Consider the following 16,031-nt stretch of genomic DNA (forward strand, 5'->3'; position numbering starts at 1 on the left):
AAGAGCCGGCGGTCCGTAAGGGCCGCCGGGACGAGACAGATTAGAGGAATCCATGCCGAAGATGAAGAGCCACAGCGGCGCCTCGAAGCGATTCAAGGTGTCGGGCCGAGGCAAGCTGCTTCGCCAGCAGGCGAACCGTCGCCACCTGCTCGAGCACAAGTCGACCCGCCGGACTCGTCGTCTGGATGGCACGGAGGCCGTCGCGTCCGTCGACGTCCCGCGCGTGAAGAGGCTGCTCGGTCTCTGAGAGACCAGCAGCGCTTGCTCGCCGGCCGCTCGAAAGAGCCCGCGAGCGAACCGCGTTCCGGATTCCGGACGCCGACCAACTGACCAACCTCCGGGTGCCGCATGCGCCCCCTAGATCGACAAAGGACTGACCCATGGCACGCGTCAAAAGGGCCGTCAACGCTCAGAAGAAGCGTCGTTCCATCCTCGAGGCATCCAAGGGCTACCGCGGCCAGCGCTCGCGCCTGTACCGCAAGGCCAAGGAACAGCAGCTGCACTCGCTCACCTACGCCTACCGGGACCGCCGGGCGCGCAAGGGTGACTTCCGCAAGCTCTGGATCGCCCGCATCAACGCCGCGGCGCGCCTGAACGACATCACCTACAACCGCTTCATCCAGGGCCTCAAGGCCGCTGGTGTCGAGGTGGACCGCAAGATCCTCGCCGAGCTCGCGGTGTCCGACGCCGAGGCGTTCGCCGGTCTCGTCGCGATCGCCAAGGCCGCCCTGCCCCAGGACGTCAACGCGCCCGCCGCGTAAGTCACCGGGTGACAAGCGAATACCTTTCGGAACGACCCGTGGACGCGCTCTCCGAGCGCAATCCGCGGGTCGTTTCGGCTGTCAAGCTGCAGCGCGGTGCGCAGCGGCGCAAGGCCGGGCAGTTCCTCGCCGAAGGCGCGAATTCCGTTGCTGCCGCGCTGGATACGGGGCGAGTGCAGGAGTTGTTCTACTCCGCGGGCGCCGCCGCGCGGGAGCACGAGCTGGTCTCCACCGCCGCGGGGATGGGCGTGCGGACCACGCTGGTCAGCGCTCGGGCCGCTCAGCAGCTCGGCGAAACCGTCACCGCGCCAGGACTTGTCGCGGTGTGCGCACTGATCGACGTGCCGCTGGCCGATGTGCTCGCGACGCGACCGCGGATGCTCGCCGTGCCGGTCGAGATGGCCGAACCCGGCAATGCCGGAACCCTCATCCGGGTCGCCGATTCCGTCGGCGCCGACGGGGTGGTGCTGGCCGGTGACTCGGTCGACCCGCACAACGGAAAGTGCGTGCGCGCCAGCGCGGGCAGCCTGTTCCACGTCCCGATCGCGCGCCATCGCGACGTCGGCGAGACGCTGGATTCCCTTGCGGCGGCGGGCATCACGATCCTGGCGACCGCCGCGAACGGCGAGGTCGACCTGGACGACGCCGACGAACTGTTCACCGGCCCGGTCGCCTGGCTGTTCGGCAACGAGGCGCACGGACTGGACCCCGCCGTCACCCAGCGCGCCGACCACCGCGTCCGCATCCCCATCCGCGGCCGCGCCGAAAGCCTGAACCTGGCCACCGCCGCCGCCATCTGCCTGTACGCGAATTCCCGCGTCCGCTACGCAAACTGACCAGCCGCACGCCCTCTGATTTCCCACACCCAAACTTGCCGCGCTGACACGCGTGCGTATGTCAGAAGTGGTGCGCGGGTTACTCAGGGGGTTGGGTGCAGTCGTTGAGGAGTTCGATTGCCCAGGGGGTTGGGGCTGCGTCTGGACCCGCCACCTGGATGGCGCTCAGGACGGTGAGGAGCATGCCGGTGGCCATGAATTCGCGCGTTTCGTGGATGCCCGCTCCGGTGAGGTCGCGCACCAGCTGGTAGATCTGGCCGAAGCGGGCGCGGACCTCGTCGCCGATCGCCGCCTCCCCGCTCGCCGCGAAGCCGTGCAGGAACAGCTGCAGCAGTTCCTTGTCGGCCAGGAAGATGGCGAAGCCGTGGCCGAGCGCGTGCAGCGCTACCTCCGGTGTCGCGTCGGGGGCCGCCTCGGCGCGGGCCGCCCGGAACACCTCTTCGATCCGATCGCACACCCGATGCAGCGCACTGATGAAAAGGTGCTGCTTGGTGCCGAACAGCCGGATCACGTACGGCTGGGAAACCCCTGCGCGCCTGGCGATTTCGTCGGTGCGAGTGGCGGCATAGCCGGATTCGGCGAAGGCGGAGACGGCTGCCCGTAACACCTGCTCGCCGCGCTCGGAGGCGCTCATCCGGACTCTGGTCGGACTCGACATCGTGCTCCATTCCGTTCGCCCCACCCCCTCCGGCATTGACATGTTATCAGTCGATGCATACTCTTCGGTCACTAGTTATCAGTCGATTACAACTAAGGGCCGGTCATGACCGAAACTCTCGAACCCGCCGCCGCGTCGGCGACCGTCGAGCCCACCGCACCCACGAGCGGCCGCGCGGTCGCGGCCGTCCTCGCCGCGGTCGGCATCCCGATGTTCATGGTCACGCTGGACAACCTGGTGGTGACCAACGCACTGCCGGTCATTCGCACCGAACTCGGCGCCTCGCTCTCGGACCTGCAGTGGTTCATCAACGCCTACACGCTGTCCTTCGCCTCGCTGCTGCTCACCGTCTCGGCGATCGGTGACCGGCTCGGCCGCCGCCGCGTCTTCCTGGCCGGCATCGCGCTGTTCACGGTCGCGTCGGCCGCGTGCGCGCTGGCCACCGAGCCGTGGATGTTGATCGCTGCCAGGGTGGTGCAGGGCTTCGGCGGCGCGGCGGTGATGCCGCTGTCGCTGACCCTGCTGTCGGCGGCCGTGCCGGAGCGGATGCGCAGCGCCGCGATCGGCATCTGGGGCGGCATCGCCGGACTGGGCGTCGCGGTCGGGCCGCTGGTCGGCGGGGCGGTGGTCGACGGGCTGAGCTGGCAGTGGATCTTCTGGCTGAACGTGCCCATCGGGCTCGTCATCGTGCCGTTCGCGGCCAGGGCGTTGCGCGAGTCGTACGGCGGCACCAGGCGACTCGACCCGATCGGCCTGGTGTTGTCGGCGAGCGGTGTGCTCGCGGTGGTGTGGGGCGTGATCCACGGCGCCGACGACGGCTGGACCTCGGGCACCGTGCTCGGCAGCCTGATCGGCGGCGCCGTGCTGCTGGCCGGTTTGATCGCGTGGGAGCTGCGCACGCCCGACCCGATGCTGCCGCTGCGCCTGTTCCGCTCGCGGGCCTACCGGATCAGCAATGCGACGAGCTTCACCTTCGCCATGGGCGTCTTCGGGTCGATCTTCTTGCTGGCGCAGTACTTCCAGGTGGTGCAGGGCTACAGCCCGCTGGAATCGGGCGTGCGGACCATGCCGTGGACGCTGGCGCCGATGGTGGTCGCGCCGATCTCGGGTCTGCTCGTCGACCGGATCGGCGCGCGCACGCTGCTCGCGTCCGGTCAGCTGCTGCTGGCGGTCGCGCTCGGCTGGATGGCGGCGATCACCACCGTCGATGTCGGCTACTCCGCGTTCGTCGGACCGTTTCTGCTCGCCGGGATCGGCATGGGCCTCACCCTGCCGCCCAGCGCGTCGGTCGTCATGGCCAGCGCCGCCGCGGACGATCGGGCGATGGCCTCCGGCACGAACAGCACCCTGCGGGAAGTCGGCGTCGCGCTGGGCATCGCCGTCCTCGCCTCCGTATTCGCTTCGCACGGTTCGTATCTGAGCCCGCAGGCCTACGTCGACGGCCTGGTCCCGGCGATCTGGGTCGGCGCCGCCATAGTCGCCGTGGGTGCCGTCTTCTCCGTCCTGCTGCCCGCCAAGATCACCCAAGCCTGATCCCGACCCGAACGCGCACCGGGGGAGTGCGCACCGAGGCCGACCGACTCCAGCAGCCGGTCGGCCTCGGCGGTGTCGAACGCAGGTCAGTTGTGCTGACGGGTTCGGCAGCCCGACACTCGGCGCTCGGAAGCCGACTGCGAATGTGCCCGGAGGATGTTCTCGTGGATTTCGGACCGGTGTCGCGGACGGCCCTACGCATTTCCTGCGGAACCTCGGTGCGGTGCGGTGCGCGCCGCCTCTCCTTCTATCTGCGCAAAGACTGCCAGCTGAACGGAAGCTCACAAGGCCGGCCGCGACAGTCGGCATAGGACTCGCCGACATGTCAGCACGTCGGCACGGCGCGGTCGGCACGGCAACCCGCCGCCGACCGAGCCGACCAGCGGCGCAACGGCGGTTCACCGGGCAGTGGGGAATCCGGGTGAATCGGAGATGACGCATCCCATAGGATTCCACCAGCAGCAATGTGGGTAGGGAACCAGCCGTACCCGCGAACCGATCCCCAGGGGAGAGTCGAACCATCGTGGCCGACGACAACGACGCAGTCGAGCAGAACGCGACGCTGACCGAGGAGGCACTGGCCGCCGCGGCGGCGGCCGCCGAGAAGGCGTTCGCCGCTGCCGCCGACCTGGATGCGCTCGCGGTCGCGAAAACCGAGCACCTCGGCGGCAAGGCGCCGCTCGCACTGGCGCAGCGCGCGCTGGGCAGCATCCCGAAGGCGGAGAAGGCCGAGGCGGGCAAGCGGGTCAATGTCGCCCGAGGGCGAGTGTCGGAGGCATTCGAGGCACGGCGCGCGGCGTTGCTCGCCGAGCGGGACGCGGCCGTGCTCGTCGCCGAGGCGATCGACGTGACGTTGCCCGCGCGCAGGCACCCGTTCGGCGCCCGGCATCCGATCACCGTCATCTCCGAGCAGGTCGCCGACGTGTTCGTCGCGATGGGCTGGGAGGTGGCCGAGGGCCCCGAGGTGGAGACCGAGCACTTCAACTTCGACGCGCTCAACTTCCTGCCCGACCACCCGGCCCGCACCATGCAGGACACCTTCCACATCGCGCCCGAGGGCTCGCGCCAGGTGCTGCGCACGCACACCTCCCCGGTGCAGGTGCGCTCGCTGCTGGAACGCGACCTGCCGATCTACGTCGTGTGCCCCGGGCGCACCTTTCGCACCGACGAGCTCGACGCCACGCACACCCCGGTGTTCTCCCAGGTCGAGGGCCTGGCCGTGGACAAGGGCCTGACCATGGCGCACCTGCGCGGCACGCTGGACGCGTTCGCCCGGGCACTGTTCGGCCCGGAGACGCGAACCCGCATGCGCCCCAACTACTTTCCGTTCACCGAGCCGTCCGCCGAGGTCGACGTGTGGTTCGCGGACAAGAAGGGCGGCGCGGGCTGGGTCGAGTGGGGCGGCTGCGGCATGGTGAACCCGAAGGTGCTGATCGCCAGCGGGATCGATCCCGAGGTGTACAGCGGGTTCGCGTTCGGCATGGGCCTGGAGCGGACCTTGCAGTTCCGCAACGGCATCCCGGACATGCGCGACATCGTCGAGGGCGACGTGCGCTTCACCCTGCCCTTCGGCATCCGGTCCTGACCCCACCCTTCGATCGAGAGAGCGAAACGTCAAGTGCGAGTAGCGCAATCCTGGCTGACCGACATCATCCAGCGCACCAACCCCGACTGGTCGGTGACGCCGGAGGAACTCGACGCGGGGTTCGTCCGTGTGGGTCTGGAGGTCGAGGAGGTCGACCGGCTGGAGCGGATCACCGGTGACATCGACAAGCCGCTGGTCGTCGGCCGGGTCGCCGAGATCACCGAGCTGACCGAGTTCAAGAAGCCGATCCGCTTCTGCAAGGTCGACGTGGGTAACCCCGATCTTCAGGAAATCGTCTGCGGCGCAACCAACTTCGCCGTCGGCGACCTGGTCGTCGTGGTACTGCCCGGCGGCGTGCTGCCCGGTGGCTTCGCGATCTCCTCGCGCAAGACCTACGGCCACGTCTCCAACGGCATGATCTGCTCGGTCGCCGAACTCGGGATCGGCAAGGATCACGCGGGCATCCTGGTGCTCGAGCCGGGCACCGCCGAGCCGGGCGCGGACGCGAACGAGCTGCTCGGCCTCGATGACACGGTCATCGAGCTCAACATCACCCCGGACCGCGGCTACTGCTTCTCGGTGCGCGGCCTGGCCCGCGAACTCGCCTGCGGCTTCGACCTCGACTACGCCGACCCGGCCGTGCGCACGCTTCCGGACGACGAGCCCGAAGCCTGGTCGATCACCCTCGAACCCGACTCCAAGTGCACCCGCTTCGCGGCCCGCCGGGTCACCGGCATCGACCCGAACGCGGTGAGCCCCTGGTGGTTACAGCGCAGGCTGCTGCTGTCCGGGGTGCGCCCGATCTCGCCGGCCGTCGACGTCACCAACTACGTGATGCTCGAACTCGGCCAGCCGCTGCACGCGTTCGACGCGGCGAAGCTGTCCGGCGGCCTGGTCGTGCGCACCGCGAACCAGGGCGAGACGCTGCGCACCCTCGACGAGGTCGAGCGCACCCTCGACGCCGAGGACGTGGTGATCGCCGACGATTCCGGCGTGATCTCGCTGGCCGGTGTGATGGGCGGTGCGACCACCGAGGTCGGCGCCGAAACGACGGACATCCTGCTCGAAGCCGCCACCTGGAACCCGCTGCTGGTCTACCGCACCTCGCGCAGGCACAAGCTGGTGTCCGAGGCGGGCAAGCGCTACGAGCGGGTGGTCGATCCGGAGATCAATGTCGCCGCGCTCGACCGCGCCGCCACCCTGCTGGCCGAAATCGCCGGTGGCACAGTCGAACCCGCGCTCTCCGACGTCCGGGTCCCGGTGCCGCCCGCGCCGCCGATCCGGATGGACATCGACCTGGCCGACCGCGTCGCCGGCGTCACCTACCCGACCGGCACCGCCGCCCGCCGCCTCGCCCAGATCGGCTGCACCGTCGAGGTCGCCGTGGACGAGACCACCGGGCACGGCCAGCTCGAGGTCACCCCGCCGAGCTGGCGGCCCGACCTGGCCCAGCCCGCCGACCTGGTCGAAGAGGTGCTGCGGCTGGAGGGGCTCGAGCAGATCCCGTCCGTGCTGCCCACCGCGCCCGCCGGGCGTGGCCTCACCGCCACCCAGCGTCGTCGCCGCGCGGTCGGCCGGGCGCTGGCCCTGGCCGGGGCCGTCGAGGTGCCCGCGTCGATCTTCATGTCCGGCAGCGTCTTCGACACCTGGGGGCTGGACGCCGACGACCCGCGCCGGACCACCACCCGGGTGCTGAACCCGCTCGACGCCGAGCGCGCCGAGCTGGCCACCACGCTGCTGCCCGCGCTGCTGGAAGTCGCTTCCCGCAACATCTCGCGGGGTGCGCGCGACCTCACCATCTACGGCATCGCGCAGGTGGTGCTCCCCGGTGACAACGTGCACCCGGTCGAGGCGCTGCCGGTGGACCGCCGTCCCACCGACGAGCAGATCGCCGACCTGCTCGACTCGCTGCCCGCGCAGCCGGTGCACGTCGCAGCCGTCCTCACCGGTCGCCGCGAACCGCGGGGACCCTGGGGTCCGGGTCGCCAGGCGGAGGCCGCCGACGCGTTCGCCCTCGCCGACGCGATCGCGGACGCGGCGGGCGTCACGATCGAGCGACGTCCGGCCGCGTACCTGCCGTGGCATCCGGGCCGGTGCGCCGAGCTGGTCGTCGACGGAAAGGTCGTCGGCCACGCGGGCGAACTGCACCCGGCCGTGCTGGAACGCTCCGGCCTGCCGCCGCGCACCTGCGCCGTCGAACTCGACCTCGACGCCCTGCCGCTGCTCGAATCCCGGCCCGCCCCAACGATTTCCCCGTTCCCGGCGGTGTTGCAGGACGTCTCGGTCAGCGTCGAGAAGACCACCCCCGCGGCGTCCGTGGAATCAGCCCTGCGCGCCGGCGGCGGCGAACTGCTCGAGGACATCGCCCTGTTCGACGTCTACGAGGGCGCCCAGGCGGGCGAGGGTCGCAAGTCCCTCACCTACGCCCTGCGCTTCCGCGCCATCGACCGCACCCTGACGGAGGACGAGGCGAGCGCCGCCCGCGACGCCGCGGTCGCCGCGGCCGCCGACGCGGTCGGCGCGGTCCTGCGCGGTTAGCCCGATCCGCGATCAGGCCCGGAAGCCGAAGCTTCCGGGCCTGATTCATGGAACGAGAGCTAGCTGGTGCGGCACGCCTGGTCGAGGGCCGACATGGCGTTCTGCAATTCCTGGTCCTGGAGCACGGCGCCGAGCTGGTCGTCCGATGCCGTGGCCGCCTTGTTCATGTACGGCACCGCGCCCGCGATGGCGGTCTTCACCGGGCCCTCGTCGGCGTTGGCCGCGGCCGCGTCCAACTTGCCTGCCGCGCTGCCGAAGGCCGCCTTCACCTCTGCCGCGGACCCGCCGCCGTTCGCCTTGGACGCATTGATTCCGGTGGTCAGCTCGTTGGCCGTCGCGCTGACGGACGCGCAGGTGTCCGCATCGCTCACGGCGCCCGCGGGCCCGGCTGCGGCGGTGAAGCCGGCGAGCGCCGTCACGAGAGTCACAGTCGCGAGAATCGTTGTCCGCATAAAAGACGTTCCCTTTCGTCGGTTGACAATCCCCGCCCTGTATACCCGTTCCGGCGGCGTCCGAAGCGGCCCGATTCCGGCGAGTCGCAGAGCTGCACGGTCGTGCAGATCGCTCAGGCCGGCTCGGGAAGCGCCCGCCGTTCAGTCGCCGAAATGCGCTCGACCACTGGTTTCTTCGCCGTCGCGACCAGCGCGGCACCGCCGGCGAGGACCGGAACCGCGTATGCCGACATCGCGGCGAAACCCAGCGACGTCCCCATGGCCAGCGTGAATACCGCGAGCAATCCGGCGGCACCCGCGGCCGGTTTCGACGATGTCCGCGCGGCGCACGCCCCGGTCTTCCAGCTCATCGACCCGGCCGACCGCCGGGCCCGGCTGGTCCGGCTGACCAGGCGTGGCTGGGCCGTCGTCGACGCGGGCGTCGGGGTGGTCGAGCGGTTCGACCGCCACCTGGACGAGATCGTCGGCGCCGATGAGATCGCCCGCCTGCGCGACACGCTGCTACGGATCATCGGCGGCGCGGGTTCCAGCTACGCCACCGGCGCGCAGGACCCGAAGGTCATGCGGGTCGAGTGACCAAAAGTGCCGGGGGAGGGGTAAGAACGACATCATGCGACATCCGGCGAGTCCGATCCTGAACGCGCTGACCTACCTGCCCGATCGGCGGATCGTGCAGACGCCCGCCGTGCTCGGCATGCGGTACACCGATCTGTCGATCAGCACGGCCGACGGCGAGACGCTGCACGGCTGGTGGGTGCCCGCGCCGAAGTCGATCGGGCACATCCTGTTCGCGCACGGCAACGCGGGCAATGTGGGCGATCGGATCGCCCTGTTCGCGCTGCTGGTCGAGGCGGGATTCGACGTGCTCGCGTTCGACTACCGCGGCTACGGGCGCAGCACCGGCCGCCCCACCGAGCACGGCACCTACCTGGACGCACGGGCGGCCAGGCGGGTGCTGCTCGAGCAACCCGGCGTCGATCCGAATCATGTTCTCTACCTTGGGAAGTCGCTCGGCGGCGGAGTCGTGACCGAACTCGCGCTCGCGCATCCGCCCGCCGGGCTGATGCTGATGTCCACCTTTTCCGGCCTGCGCGATGCCGCCAGATCCGTCTACCCCTTCCTGCCGAGCCCGCTCGTCCCCGACGCGTACCCGAACGAAAAACGCATCCGCTCCCTGCGCGTGCCGGTCCTGATCATGCACGGCGACCAGGACGAGCTCCTCCCCTTGCGGCACGCCGAACGCCTCTACGCCGCCGCCCGCGAACCGAAGAAACTGAAGGTCTTCCCGGGGGCGGGCCACAACGATCTGCTCATGGTGGGCGGCTCCACCTGGTTCGAGCTGGTGCGTGACTGGGCAGGCGCCATCGTCCTGGCGTGAGGTCCGCGCCTGCGTAGCCTGGTGCTATGACGGAAAACAGCGAGATCGCGGCCCGTTTGGCCGCACTGTCCGACCGCGAGCTGGCCGGCGTGCTGCTGGTCGCCACCGCGGAACGGCCAGGCTTCGAGGTCGTGCACGCCGCCCTGCTCGGGCTGCTGGAAACCGGTGATGCGACAACCATCGGCGGTGTGACTCCTGCCACGCCGCTCGCGCCGGTGCATGACGCGCCGCCGCTGCACGATGTATCCGGCCAGGTCGGAGGCGGTTCTGCGGTACCCGCGGTACCGGTACCGCCGACCGGTATCCCGGCGCCGACTGAGACAGGCGGATATTCGCCCTCCGGTGTCCCTACTTGGGGGTCAGTTCGCGATAAGGTCGAGCAGCGCTTCGGCACCGCGCAGGGCATGGGCGAGCTGGATCAGCAGACCCCGGCGGGCCGCAGCGTCGACGAGCAATGGGACGCGCGCGAGCGGGCAGCGCGTGAACGCCTGGACCAGATTCGGAAGTCGTTGCGCGGCAACGATACCGAAACACACGGACGGTAATCTGGCCGGGCGGCCTCGCGCATCCGTGCTCGCGAGCGCGCTGAGCGCACCGGACTACGACTGTGATGGGTGGAACACGATGACGGAGCCGCGCGAGATCGCCGAACGGCTACTCGATGCCCAGGTGGAATTCCTGCTCGCCGAGGTCACCGGCGAACGCTTCGCGGAAGTTGTTGCCCGCGATGTCGATTCGGTGCTCGGCGTCGCGGATACGCTGATCTTCCGGGACATCGTCGAGGTCGATCAGGCCAAGCAGACCGTCGCGACCATCATCGATCTGATCGGCGGCAGCCCGGTGATCGCCGACATGGTCGGGGTTTTCGCCGATTCGATCTACGACAACATCGCCGCCAATAACGACTACACCCTCGGCCAGGTGGTCGACCGCGAACCGGTCGAGGCGCTGCTGGAGAAGATCTTCGGCATGCACCAGGCGCAGGAGCGCATCCTGGACCGGCTCACCGAGAGCCCGCTGGTCGCCACCGTCGCGTCGAAGTTCGTGGACAAGCTGATCTCCGACTTCATGGAGGCGAACAAGCAGATCGCCGGCAAGATCCCCGGCGTCTCCTCGCTGATCTCCATGGGCCAGTCCGCGGCCAAGACCGCGAAGAAGGCGACGGAGAGCACCTTCATCGGCGACATGGCAGGCAAGGGTGCGGTGTTCGCGCTCAAGCGGACCAACAACGCGATCCGCGAAATGCTGCGGGACGCACCGGTCCACGACGCCGCCATGGAATTCTGGGATCTGCACGCCGACGAACCGGTCAGCGGCCTGCGCGATTATCTGTCGCAGAAGGACCTGAACGAGCTGGTGCTGATCTGCTACGAAATCGCGGTCACCACACGGGAGAAGGAATACTTCGGGCTGCTCGTCGACGAATGTGTCGAGGTGTTCTTCACCAAGTACGGCGATTACACCCTGGCGGCCATGTTGCCGGAGCTGGGACTGTCCGCCGCCGACATCAGCACCGAAATCTTGCGCTACGGCCCCGCGGTCATCGAGGGGGCCAAGCGAAACGGCGTGCTGTCCACGTTGATTCGGGAGCGGCTCGAGCCGTTCTACACCTCGGAGAAGGTACTCGCCATTCTCGGCGGCGCGTAACCCCCCACCCTTCGCTAGCTGAGCGGTTGCCGACTGTGCGCAGGTCACTGCGCGCGGCGGCGCGGGCGCGGTCGCGCGCACGAGGTGCGTGAACGACCGCGACTCGGCTACGATCCGTAGGCATTTCGGGCCGGCGCCCGGATGCCGACTGATCTCCTGATGACCCGGCCGGCCAGGTCGGGCTATTAAGTTCTGCTTCAACGTTGTACGACCTTTCTGTCCCGAACCGGACAGTGGGTGGCACCGGGTTGCAGCGTGGGTTGAAAAGTATGAACAAAGTTCCCTATTCGGGGTTCTCGAGTTGACGCCGGACCGGGCATATGGGATTTTGCTCGGAGACTTTCCGTGCGCTCGTCGTGGAGCTGTCACGGCCGGCTTTTCGGAGGAGTAGCAGGTTGGTGCGTTCACGTCTACGGCAACCAAAGCCCGGGGACACACCGGATCTCACTATTGCGGTTCCCTCCGCGTTGCCAAGCGGGAGAATTGCGGCCATCGCGCGGCCGCGCACCATCGGCGGTCAGCTGACCCGAATTCTGGCGCTCGCGCTGATTCTGGTGCTGGCCTTGCTGGGAGTGACTGTCTACCGCGAACTCTCGGACTACCGCGAGTCCAACGACACGGTGAAGGCCGTCTCGCTGGCGCTGAACGTGCAAGACCTCACCAACCAGATCCAGCGTGAGCTCGGTCTGAGCAACGGCCTGCTCGGCGGCGACAACCGCCTGCAGCAGCCGCTGCTCGATCAGCGCGGCAAGGTCGACGTCGCGCTCGGCTCGCTGACCAGCGCCGCGGCCGGGGATGCCCCTGGCGCGGACCAGGTTCGGGCGGCGCTCAGCCAGCTGAACCTGCTGGCGAACACGCGCACGCAGATCGACTCGCGCCGGGTCAGCCGCCAGGTGGTGTTCCAGTTCTACACCGACGCGGTCACCGCGCTGAACCGCCTCGCGCTCGGCCTCGACCAGGCCCGCGACCCGCAGATCCAGCGCGGTCTGCAGGCGCTGTACGCGCTCGGCGCGGCCAAGGAGGAGGTCGACAAGGAGCGAGGCTTCCTCAACGGCGTGTTCACCGCGGGCCGGTTCAACGGCGGCGAGTACGTGCAGTTCATGGAGATCCGCTCGACCAAGCTCGCGGGCTTCACCGCGTTCTCCCGCTACGCGACCAAGAGCCAGCAGTCCAAGCTGGACGCGGCGATGCTGAGCGAGAACGCCACCAAGGCAGACCAATCCGAGAGCATCGCGATCGCCTCCAGCGATGGGCCGCTGGTCCGCGAGGTCGACCCGATGACCTGGTGGACGCAGATGTCCAGCGTCCTCGACGAGCAGCGCGCCGTGCAGCAGGCCGTCGGCGACGACGTGCAGGCCCGCGCGGACAGCCTGCGCGCCGCCGCGGCCACCAAGCTGATCGGCTTCCTCGTCGCCGCGGCCATCGCCATCGCCGCGATGATCGCGCTGGTGATCACCTCGGTGCGGGCCATCGTGCGGCCGCTGGCCGCGCTGGCCGGCGAGGCCGACGACGTGGCCTCGCGCCGACTACCCCAGGTCATCGAGGCCTGGTCGCGGGCCGACGACAGCAGGCCGGAGGCGCCGATGCCGGTGCTGGCGCCCGCGGGTGCGAGTACCGAAATCGCCGCTCTGGCAGGCGCGCTCAACCGCGTGCAGACCACCGCCTTCGAGCTGGCCTCGCAGCAGGCGCTGGTGCGCCGCAACACCACGGAGTCGATGGCCAACCTGGCCCGGCGCAACCAGAACCTGGTGCGCCGCCAGCTCGGCCTGATCAGCGAGTTCGAACGCGAGGAACTCGATCCCAAGGGTCTGTCCAACCTGTTCGAGCTCGACCACCTGGCCACCCGCATGCGCCGCAACGCCGAAAGCCTGCTGGTGCTCGTCGGCGAGGCGAGCCCGCGCCGCTGGGCGCAGCCGATCGCGCTGAGCGACGTCATCCGGGCTGGCCTGTCCGAGGTCGACGATTACCGCCGGGTGGTGCTGCGCCGGGTGGACGACGTGATGATCACCGGCGCGGTGGTCAGCGAGCTGGCGCACATGCTGGCCGAGCTGATCGAGAACGGACTCGCCTTCTCCCCACCGGATCTCGAGGTCGAGATCTACGGCCGCCGGGTGCCGCACGGGTACCTGCTTGCCGTGGTCGACCACGGTGTCGGCATGCCGATGGACCAGCTGGCCCAGTCCAACGCCAGGCTGCGCGGCGAGCAGGACTTCATCGTCGCGCCGACCCGCTACCTCGGCCACTACGTGGTCGGTCGGCTGGCCGAGCGGCTCGGCATCGACGTCGAGCTCAATGTCTCGCCGGTCAGCGGCATCGTTGCCCGGATGTCGCTGCCGCTGGAAATTCTTGTCCAGGAACAAGATCGACGCCCGGCCGCGGTGCAGGCGAAGATCTCCGGCACCGGGCTGGAACGGTCATGGGGCGCCGATTCGGAGTCGAGCAGCGTGCCCGAACTGGAGCAGGCGCCGGATGCCAACGGCGCCATGAACTCTCCGGCCGTGCTCCGCGGCAACACCGCGCCCGAACCGATCCCGCCGAGCCCGCGCGGTCCCGCCCACGCGGCGCCTGCCCTCTCGTCGAGCGAGCAGAACGGCGCGGAACGCCGGGCCGAGGGACCGTGGACCGCGGCGCAGCGTGCGGTACCGCGCGAGGACCAGTACAACGGTCCGCAGCATGCCGCTCCGAGCGCACCCGCGCCCTCCGCGTACTCCCAATTCGTGTCCCCGCCAACGGTTTCCACGCCGCCACCGGCGGCTCCGGCGCAGTCGGGCAACCTGACCGACACCGGAACCTGGCGACTGCCCGATTCGCCGGACGGGCACTACGGTGTCGCCGAAAGCCTGTACAGCGGCAACGGATCGGCCACCGGGAACTCCGGCCAGCGCACCACGCGCAACGGACTTGTCAAGCGCAACAAGAAGTCTCGTACCGCGGGCACCGCGCCGGGCGCGGATCCGCGGCGCGACGCCAACGGTGCCACCGAACGTCCGGATCGGGCGCCGATTCCGGAACGCTCGCCGGAGGAAACCCGTAGCATGCTTTCGTCGTTCCGGGCCGGACACGAGCGCGGCGCCCCGCCGCCGCCGTCGACCACCCGTCCGTATGTCGGTGCCCGCGACCACGACACCCGCGCCGACGATCAGGCTCAGACCATCGCAGAGGAGAACCGGTGACCACTCACTTGCCGAGCGCCGACCCGCACACGTTCAACTGGATGCTCGCGAACTTCGTCCGGGAGACCGACGGTGTCCGCGACACCGTCGCGGTCTCCTCGGACGGTCTGCTCATCGCCATGTCGGACGGACTGGACCGCACCTCGGCGGACCGCCTCTCGGCGATGGTCTCGGGGCTGGCCAGCCTCGCCAAGAGCGCGTCACGCAGTTACTCCTTCGACGGACTCAAACTGATCATGATCGAGATGAAGCGGGGCTTCCTGCTCGTCTCGGCCATGGGTGACGGCAGCTGCCTCGGCGTCATCGCCGACGGCAGCTGCGATGTCGGCCTTGTCGGCTACGAAATGGCCGTGCTGGCCGAACGCGCCGGGTCGCTCCTTGACCCGGCGTTGATATCCGAGTTGCGAGAGACGTTGCGAAGATGAGAGATCCTGACCGGCCGAGGCTGCCGGACCCGCGGATGATCCCGATGAACCAGATGTTCGGGTGGTTCGATCCGGACCGCCCAGGCCAGCAAGAACCGCCGGCCGAAGAACTTGTCGACAGTGATGAACAGTTTGTGCGTCCCTTTGTCGTCACCGCGGGGCGCACTACGCCGTTGATGGACGGTTTGCGCATCGAGACCCTGGTGCAGGCGCCGCCGTCGGCGCTGTCCGCGCCGCTGCAATTCGAACAGCGCACCGTGGTGCAGTTGTGCCAGCAGCCCCATTCCATCGCCGAAATCGGTACCGCGCTGCGCGTTCCGGTCGGTGTAGCGAAGGTCGTCGTGAGCGATCTCGTCGCCGGTGGGTATGCGACCGTGCGCGAGGCCGATCAACTGTCCACCGCTGCCATCGAGAGGATCAGGGACCTTGTACGGGCACTCTGACATGAACACTGCGCCGCCACCGCCGACGATGCCGTCGTCGGTGAAGATCGTGATCAGCGGCGGATTCGGTGTCGGCAAGACCACCTTCATCGGCGCGATCTCCGAGATCGAACCGCTGGTCACCGAGGCCGCGATGACCGAGGTGTCGGTCGGCATCGACGACCCGGGCCGGCGCGCGGACAAGACGCAGACCACGGTCGCGCTCGATTTCGGCCGAATCACGTTGGACCGCTCGCTGATTCTGTACCTGTTCGGCACGCCCGGCCAGGACCGCTTCGTCTTCCTCTGGGACGACCTGGTGGACGGCGCGCTCGGCGCGGTGATCATGGTGGACACCAGCCGGATCGGCGACTGCTACCCGGTGCTGGACTACTTCGAGGAGAAGCAGACGCCGTTCGTGGTGGTAGTCAACCGCTTCGACAACGGCGTGCACTTCGACCTCGGCGAGGTGCGCGAGGCGCTGGAGCTCGACGACTGGATCCCGGTCCTGGAATGCGATGCGCGCAACCGTGAGTCGGTCAAAGACGTGCTCGTCGCCCTCCTGGAGCAGGTCCTGTTCCACCGACTATCGGTGCAGGGACTGCCTGCCTGACGTTCTCCTG

16 protein-coding genes are annotated in these 16,031 nt (G+C 69.1%); 14 read left to right on the plus strand and 2 right to left on the minus strand.

Annotation, left to right across the window (positions count from 1 at the left end; translation table 11 throughout):
- Positions 1 to 52 precede the first annotated feature (52 nt).
- From rpmI to ACFQ9K_RS32050, 3 genes are all read left to right on the plus strand, one after another.
- Positions 53 to 247, plus strand: a complete 195-nt coding sequence (gene rpmI / locus ACFQ9K_RS32040) for a 50S ribosomal protein L35 (RefSeq protein WP_040689021.1) — start codon at positions 53 to 55, stop codon at positions 245 to 247.
- A gap of 133 nt (positions 248 to 380) precedes the next feature.
- On the plus strand, positions 381 to 761 hold the full coding sequence (rplT, locus tag ACFQ9K_RS32045) for a 50S ribosomal protein L20 (RefSeq protein WP_107655317.1): 381 nt from the start codon (positions 381 to 383) through the stop codon (positions 759 to 761).
- Between the two features lie 38 nt (positions 762 to 799).
- On the plus strand, positions 800 to 1,597 hold the full coding sequence (locus ACFQ9K_RS32050; RefSeq protein WP_378724696.1) for a TrmH family RNA methyltransferase: 798 nt from the start codon (positions 800 to 802) through the stop codon (positions 1,595 to 1,597).
- Between the two features lie 79 nt (positions 1,598 to 1,676).
- Here the strand turns inward: ACFQ9K_RS32050 and ACFQ9K_RS32055 are convergent, their stop codons facing one another.
- The gene (locus ACFQ9K_RS32055; RefSeq protein ID WP_378724698.1) at positions 1,677 to 2,255 is read right to left on the minus strand and encodes a TetR/AcrR family transcriptional regulator; all 579 of its coding nucleotides are present in this window, start codon (positions 2,253 to 2,255) and stop codon (positions 1,677 to 1,679) included.
- A gap of 105 nt (positions 2,256 to 2,360) precedes the next feature.
- On the opposite strand from ACFQ9K_RS32055, the gene ACFQ9K_RS32060 reads away from it, so the two are divergent.
- From ACFQ9K_RS32060 to pheT, 3 genes are all read left to right on the plus strand, one after another.
- Entirely contained in the window at positions 2,361 to 3,788 is a 1,428-nt protein-coding gene (locus tag ACFQ9K_RS32060) for an MFS transporter (protein ID WP_378724701.1), read from the plus strand.
- A gap of 523 nt (positions 3,789 to 4,311) precedes the next feature.
- The gene (gene pheS / locus ACFQ9K_RS32065; RefSeq protein WP_378724703.1) at positions 4,312 to 5,373 is read left to right on the plus strand and encodes a phenylalanine--tRNA ligase subunit alpha; all 1,062 of its coding nucleotides are present in this window, start codon (positions 4,312 to 4,314) and stop codon (positions 5,371 to 5,373) included.
- Between the two features lie 33 nt (positions 5,374 to 5,406).
- On the plus strand, positions 5,407 to 7,911 hold the full coding sequence (gene pheT / locus ACFQ9K_RS32070) for a phenylalanine--tRNA ligase subunit beta (RefSeq protein WP_378724705.1): 2,505 nt from the start codon (positions 5,407 to 5,409) through the stop codon (positions 7,909 to 7,911).
- A 59-nt stretch (positions 7,912 to 7,970) separates the two neighbouring features.
- On the opposite strand, the gene ACFQ9K_RS32075 is transcribed toward pheT, so the two are convergent.
- Positions 7,971 to 8,339 carry a hypothetical protein gene (locus ACFQ9K_RS32075; protein ID WP_378722641.1) on the minus strand — a complete coding sequence of 123 codons (369 nt, stop codon included), beginning with the start codon at positions 8,337 to 8,339 and terminating at the stop codon, positions 7,971 to 7,973.
- 177 nt (positions 8,340 to 8,516) lie between these two features.
- Here ACFQ9K_RS32075 and ACFQ9K_RS32080 point away from each other — a divergent pair, with 177 nt between their 5' ends.
- The 8 genes from ACFQ9K_RS32080 (at position 8,517) to ACFQ9K_RS32115 (ending at position 16,021) form a co-directional block, all read left to right on the plus strand.
- On the plus strand, positions 8,517 to 8,939 hold the full coding sequence (locus ACFQ9K_RS32080) for a hypothetical protein (protein ID WP_378722639.1): 423 nt from the start codon (positions 8,517 to 8,519) through the stop codon (positions 8,937 to 8,939).
- Between the two features lie 34 nt (positions 8,940 to 8,973).
- Entirely contained in the window at positions 8,974 to 9,741 is a 768-nt protein-coding gene (locus tag ACFQ9K_RS32085; RefSeq protein WP_378722637.1) for an alpha/beta hydrolase, read from the plus strand.
- A gap of 26 nt (positions 9,742 to 9,767) precedes the next feature.
- Positions 9,768 to 10,286: a hypothetical protein gene (locus ACFQ9K_RS32090; protein WP_378722636.1), complete on the plus strand. Its 519-nt coding sequence runs from the start codon at positions 9,768 to 9,770 to the stop codon at positions 10,284 to 10,286.
- Between the two features lie 79 nt (positions 10,287 to 10,365).
- Positions 10,366 to 11,388, plus strand: a complete 1,023-nt coding sequence (locus ACFQ9K_RS32095; RefSeq protein WP_378722635.1) for a hypothetical protein — start codon at positions 10,366 to 10,368, stop codon at positions 11,386 to 11,388.
- 467 nt (positions 11,389 to 11,855) lie between these two features.
- Positions 11,856 to 14,561, plus strand: a complete 2,706-nt coding sequence (locus tag ACFQ9K_RS32100; RefSeq protein WP_378722634.1) for a nitrate- and nitrite sensing domain-containing protein — start codon at positions 11,856 to 11,858, stop codon at positions 14,559 to 14,561.
- 41 nt (positions 14,562 to 14,602) lie between these two features.
- Positions 14,603 to 14,986: a roadblock/LC7 domain-containing protein gene (locus ACFQ9K_RS32105; RefSeq protein ID WP_378722643.1), complete on the plus strand. Its 384-nt coding sequence runs from the start codon at positions 14,603 to 14,605 to the stop codon at positions 14,984 to 14,986.
- A 44-nt stretch (positions 14,987 to 15,030) separates the two neighbouring features.
- Positions 15,031 to 15,429, plus strand: coding sequence for a DUF742 domain-containing protein (locus tag ACFQ9K_RS32110; RefSeq protein ID WP_378722633.1), 399 nt, complete (start codon positions 15,031 to 15,033; stop codon positions 15,427 to 15,429).
- A 49-nt stretch (positions 15,430 to 15,478) separates the two neighbouring features.
- Positions 15,479 to 16,021, plus strand: coding sequence for an ATP/GTP-binding protein (locus ACFQ9K_RS32115; protein ID WP_378722642.1), 543 nt, complete (start codon positions 15,479 to 15,481; stop codon positions 16,019 to 16,021).
- The last annotated feature ends 10 nt before the right edge of the window (positions 16,022 to 16,031 follow it).

Source organism: Nocardia sp. NPDC056564 (assembly GCF_042793755.1).
Lineage (GTDB): Bacteria > Actinomycetota > Actinomycetes > Mycobacteriales > Mycobacteriaceae > Nocardia.

What these genes read in the sequence shown, in the direction of transcription:
- rpmI (WP_040689021.1), top strand. Translation starts at nt 53, where the DNA reads ATGCCGAAGATGAAGAGCCACAGCGGCGCCTCGAAGCGATTCAAGGTG.
- rplT (WP_107655317.1), top strand. Translation starts at nt 381, where the DNA reads ATGGCACGCGTCAAAAGGGCCGTCAACGCTCAGAAGAAGCGTCGTTCC.
- ACFQ9K_RS32055 (WP_378724698.1), bottom strand. Translation starts at nt 2,255, where the DNA reads ATGTCGAGTCCGACCAGAGTCCGGATGAGCGCCTCCGAGCGCGGCGAG.
- ACFQ9K_RS32060 (WP_378724701.1), top strand. Translation starts at nt 2,361, where the DNA reads ATGACCGAAACTCTCGAACCCGCCGCCGCGTCGGCGACCGTCGAGCCC.
- ACFQ9K_RS32080 (WP_378722639.1), top strand. Translation starts at nt 8,517, where the DNA reads ATGCGCTCGACCACTGGTTTCTTCGCCGTCGCGACCAGCGCGGCACCG.
- ACFQ9K_RS32085 (WP_378722637.1), top strand. Translation starts at nt 8,974, where the DNA reads ATGCGACATCCGGCGAGTCCGATCCTGAACGCGCTGACCTACCTGCCC.
- ACFQ9K_RS32090 (WP_378722636.1), top strand. Translation starts at nt 9,768, where the DNA reads ATGACGGAAAACAGCGAGATCGCGGCCCGTTTGGCCGCACTGTCCGAC.
- ACFQ9K_RS32095 (WP_378722635.1), top strand. Translation starts at nt 10,366, where the DNA reads ATGACGGAGCCGCGCGAGATCGCCGAACGGCTACTCGATGCCCAGGTG.
- ACFQ9K_RS32105 (WP_378722643.1), top strand. Translation starts at nt 14,603, where the DNA reads ATGCTCGCGAACTTCGTCCGGGAGACCGACGGTGTCCGCGACACCGTC.
- ACFQ9K_RS32110 (WP_378722633.1), top strand. Translation starts at nt 15,031, where the DNA reads ATGAACCAGATGTTCGGGTGGTTCGATCCGGACCGCCCAGGCCAGCAA.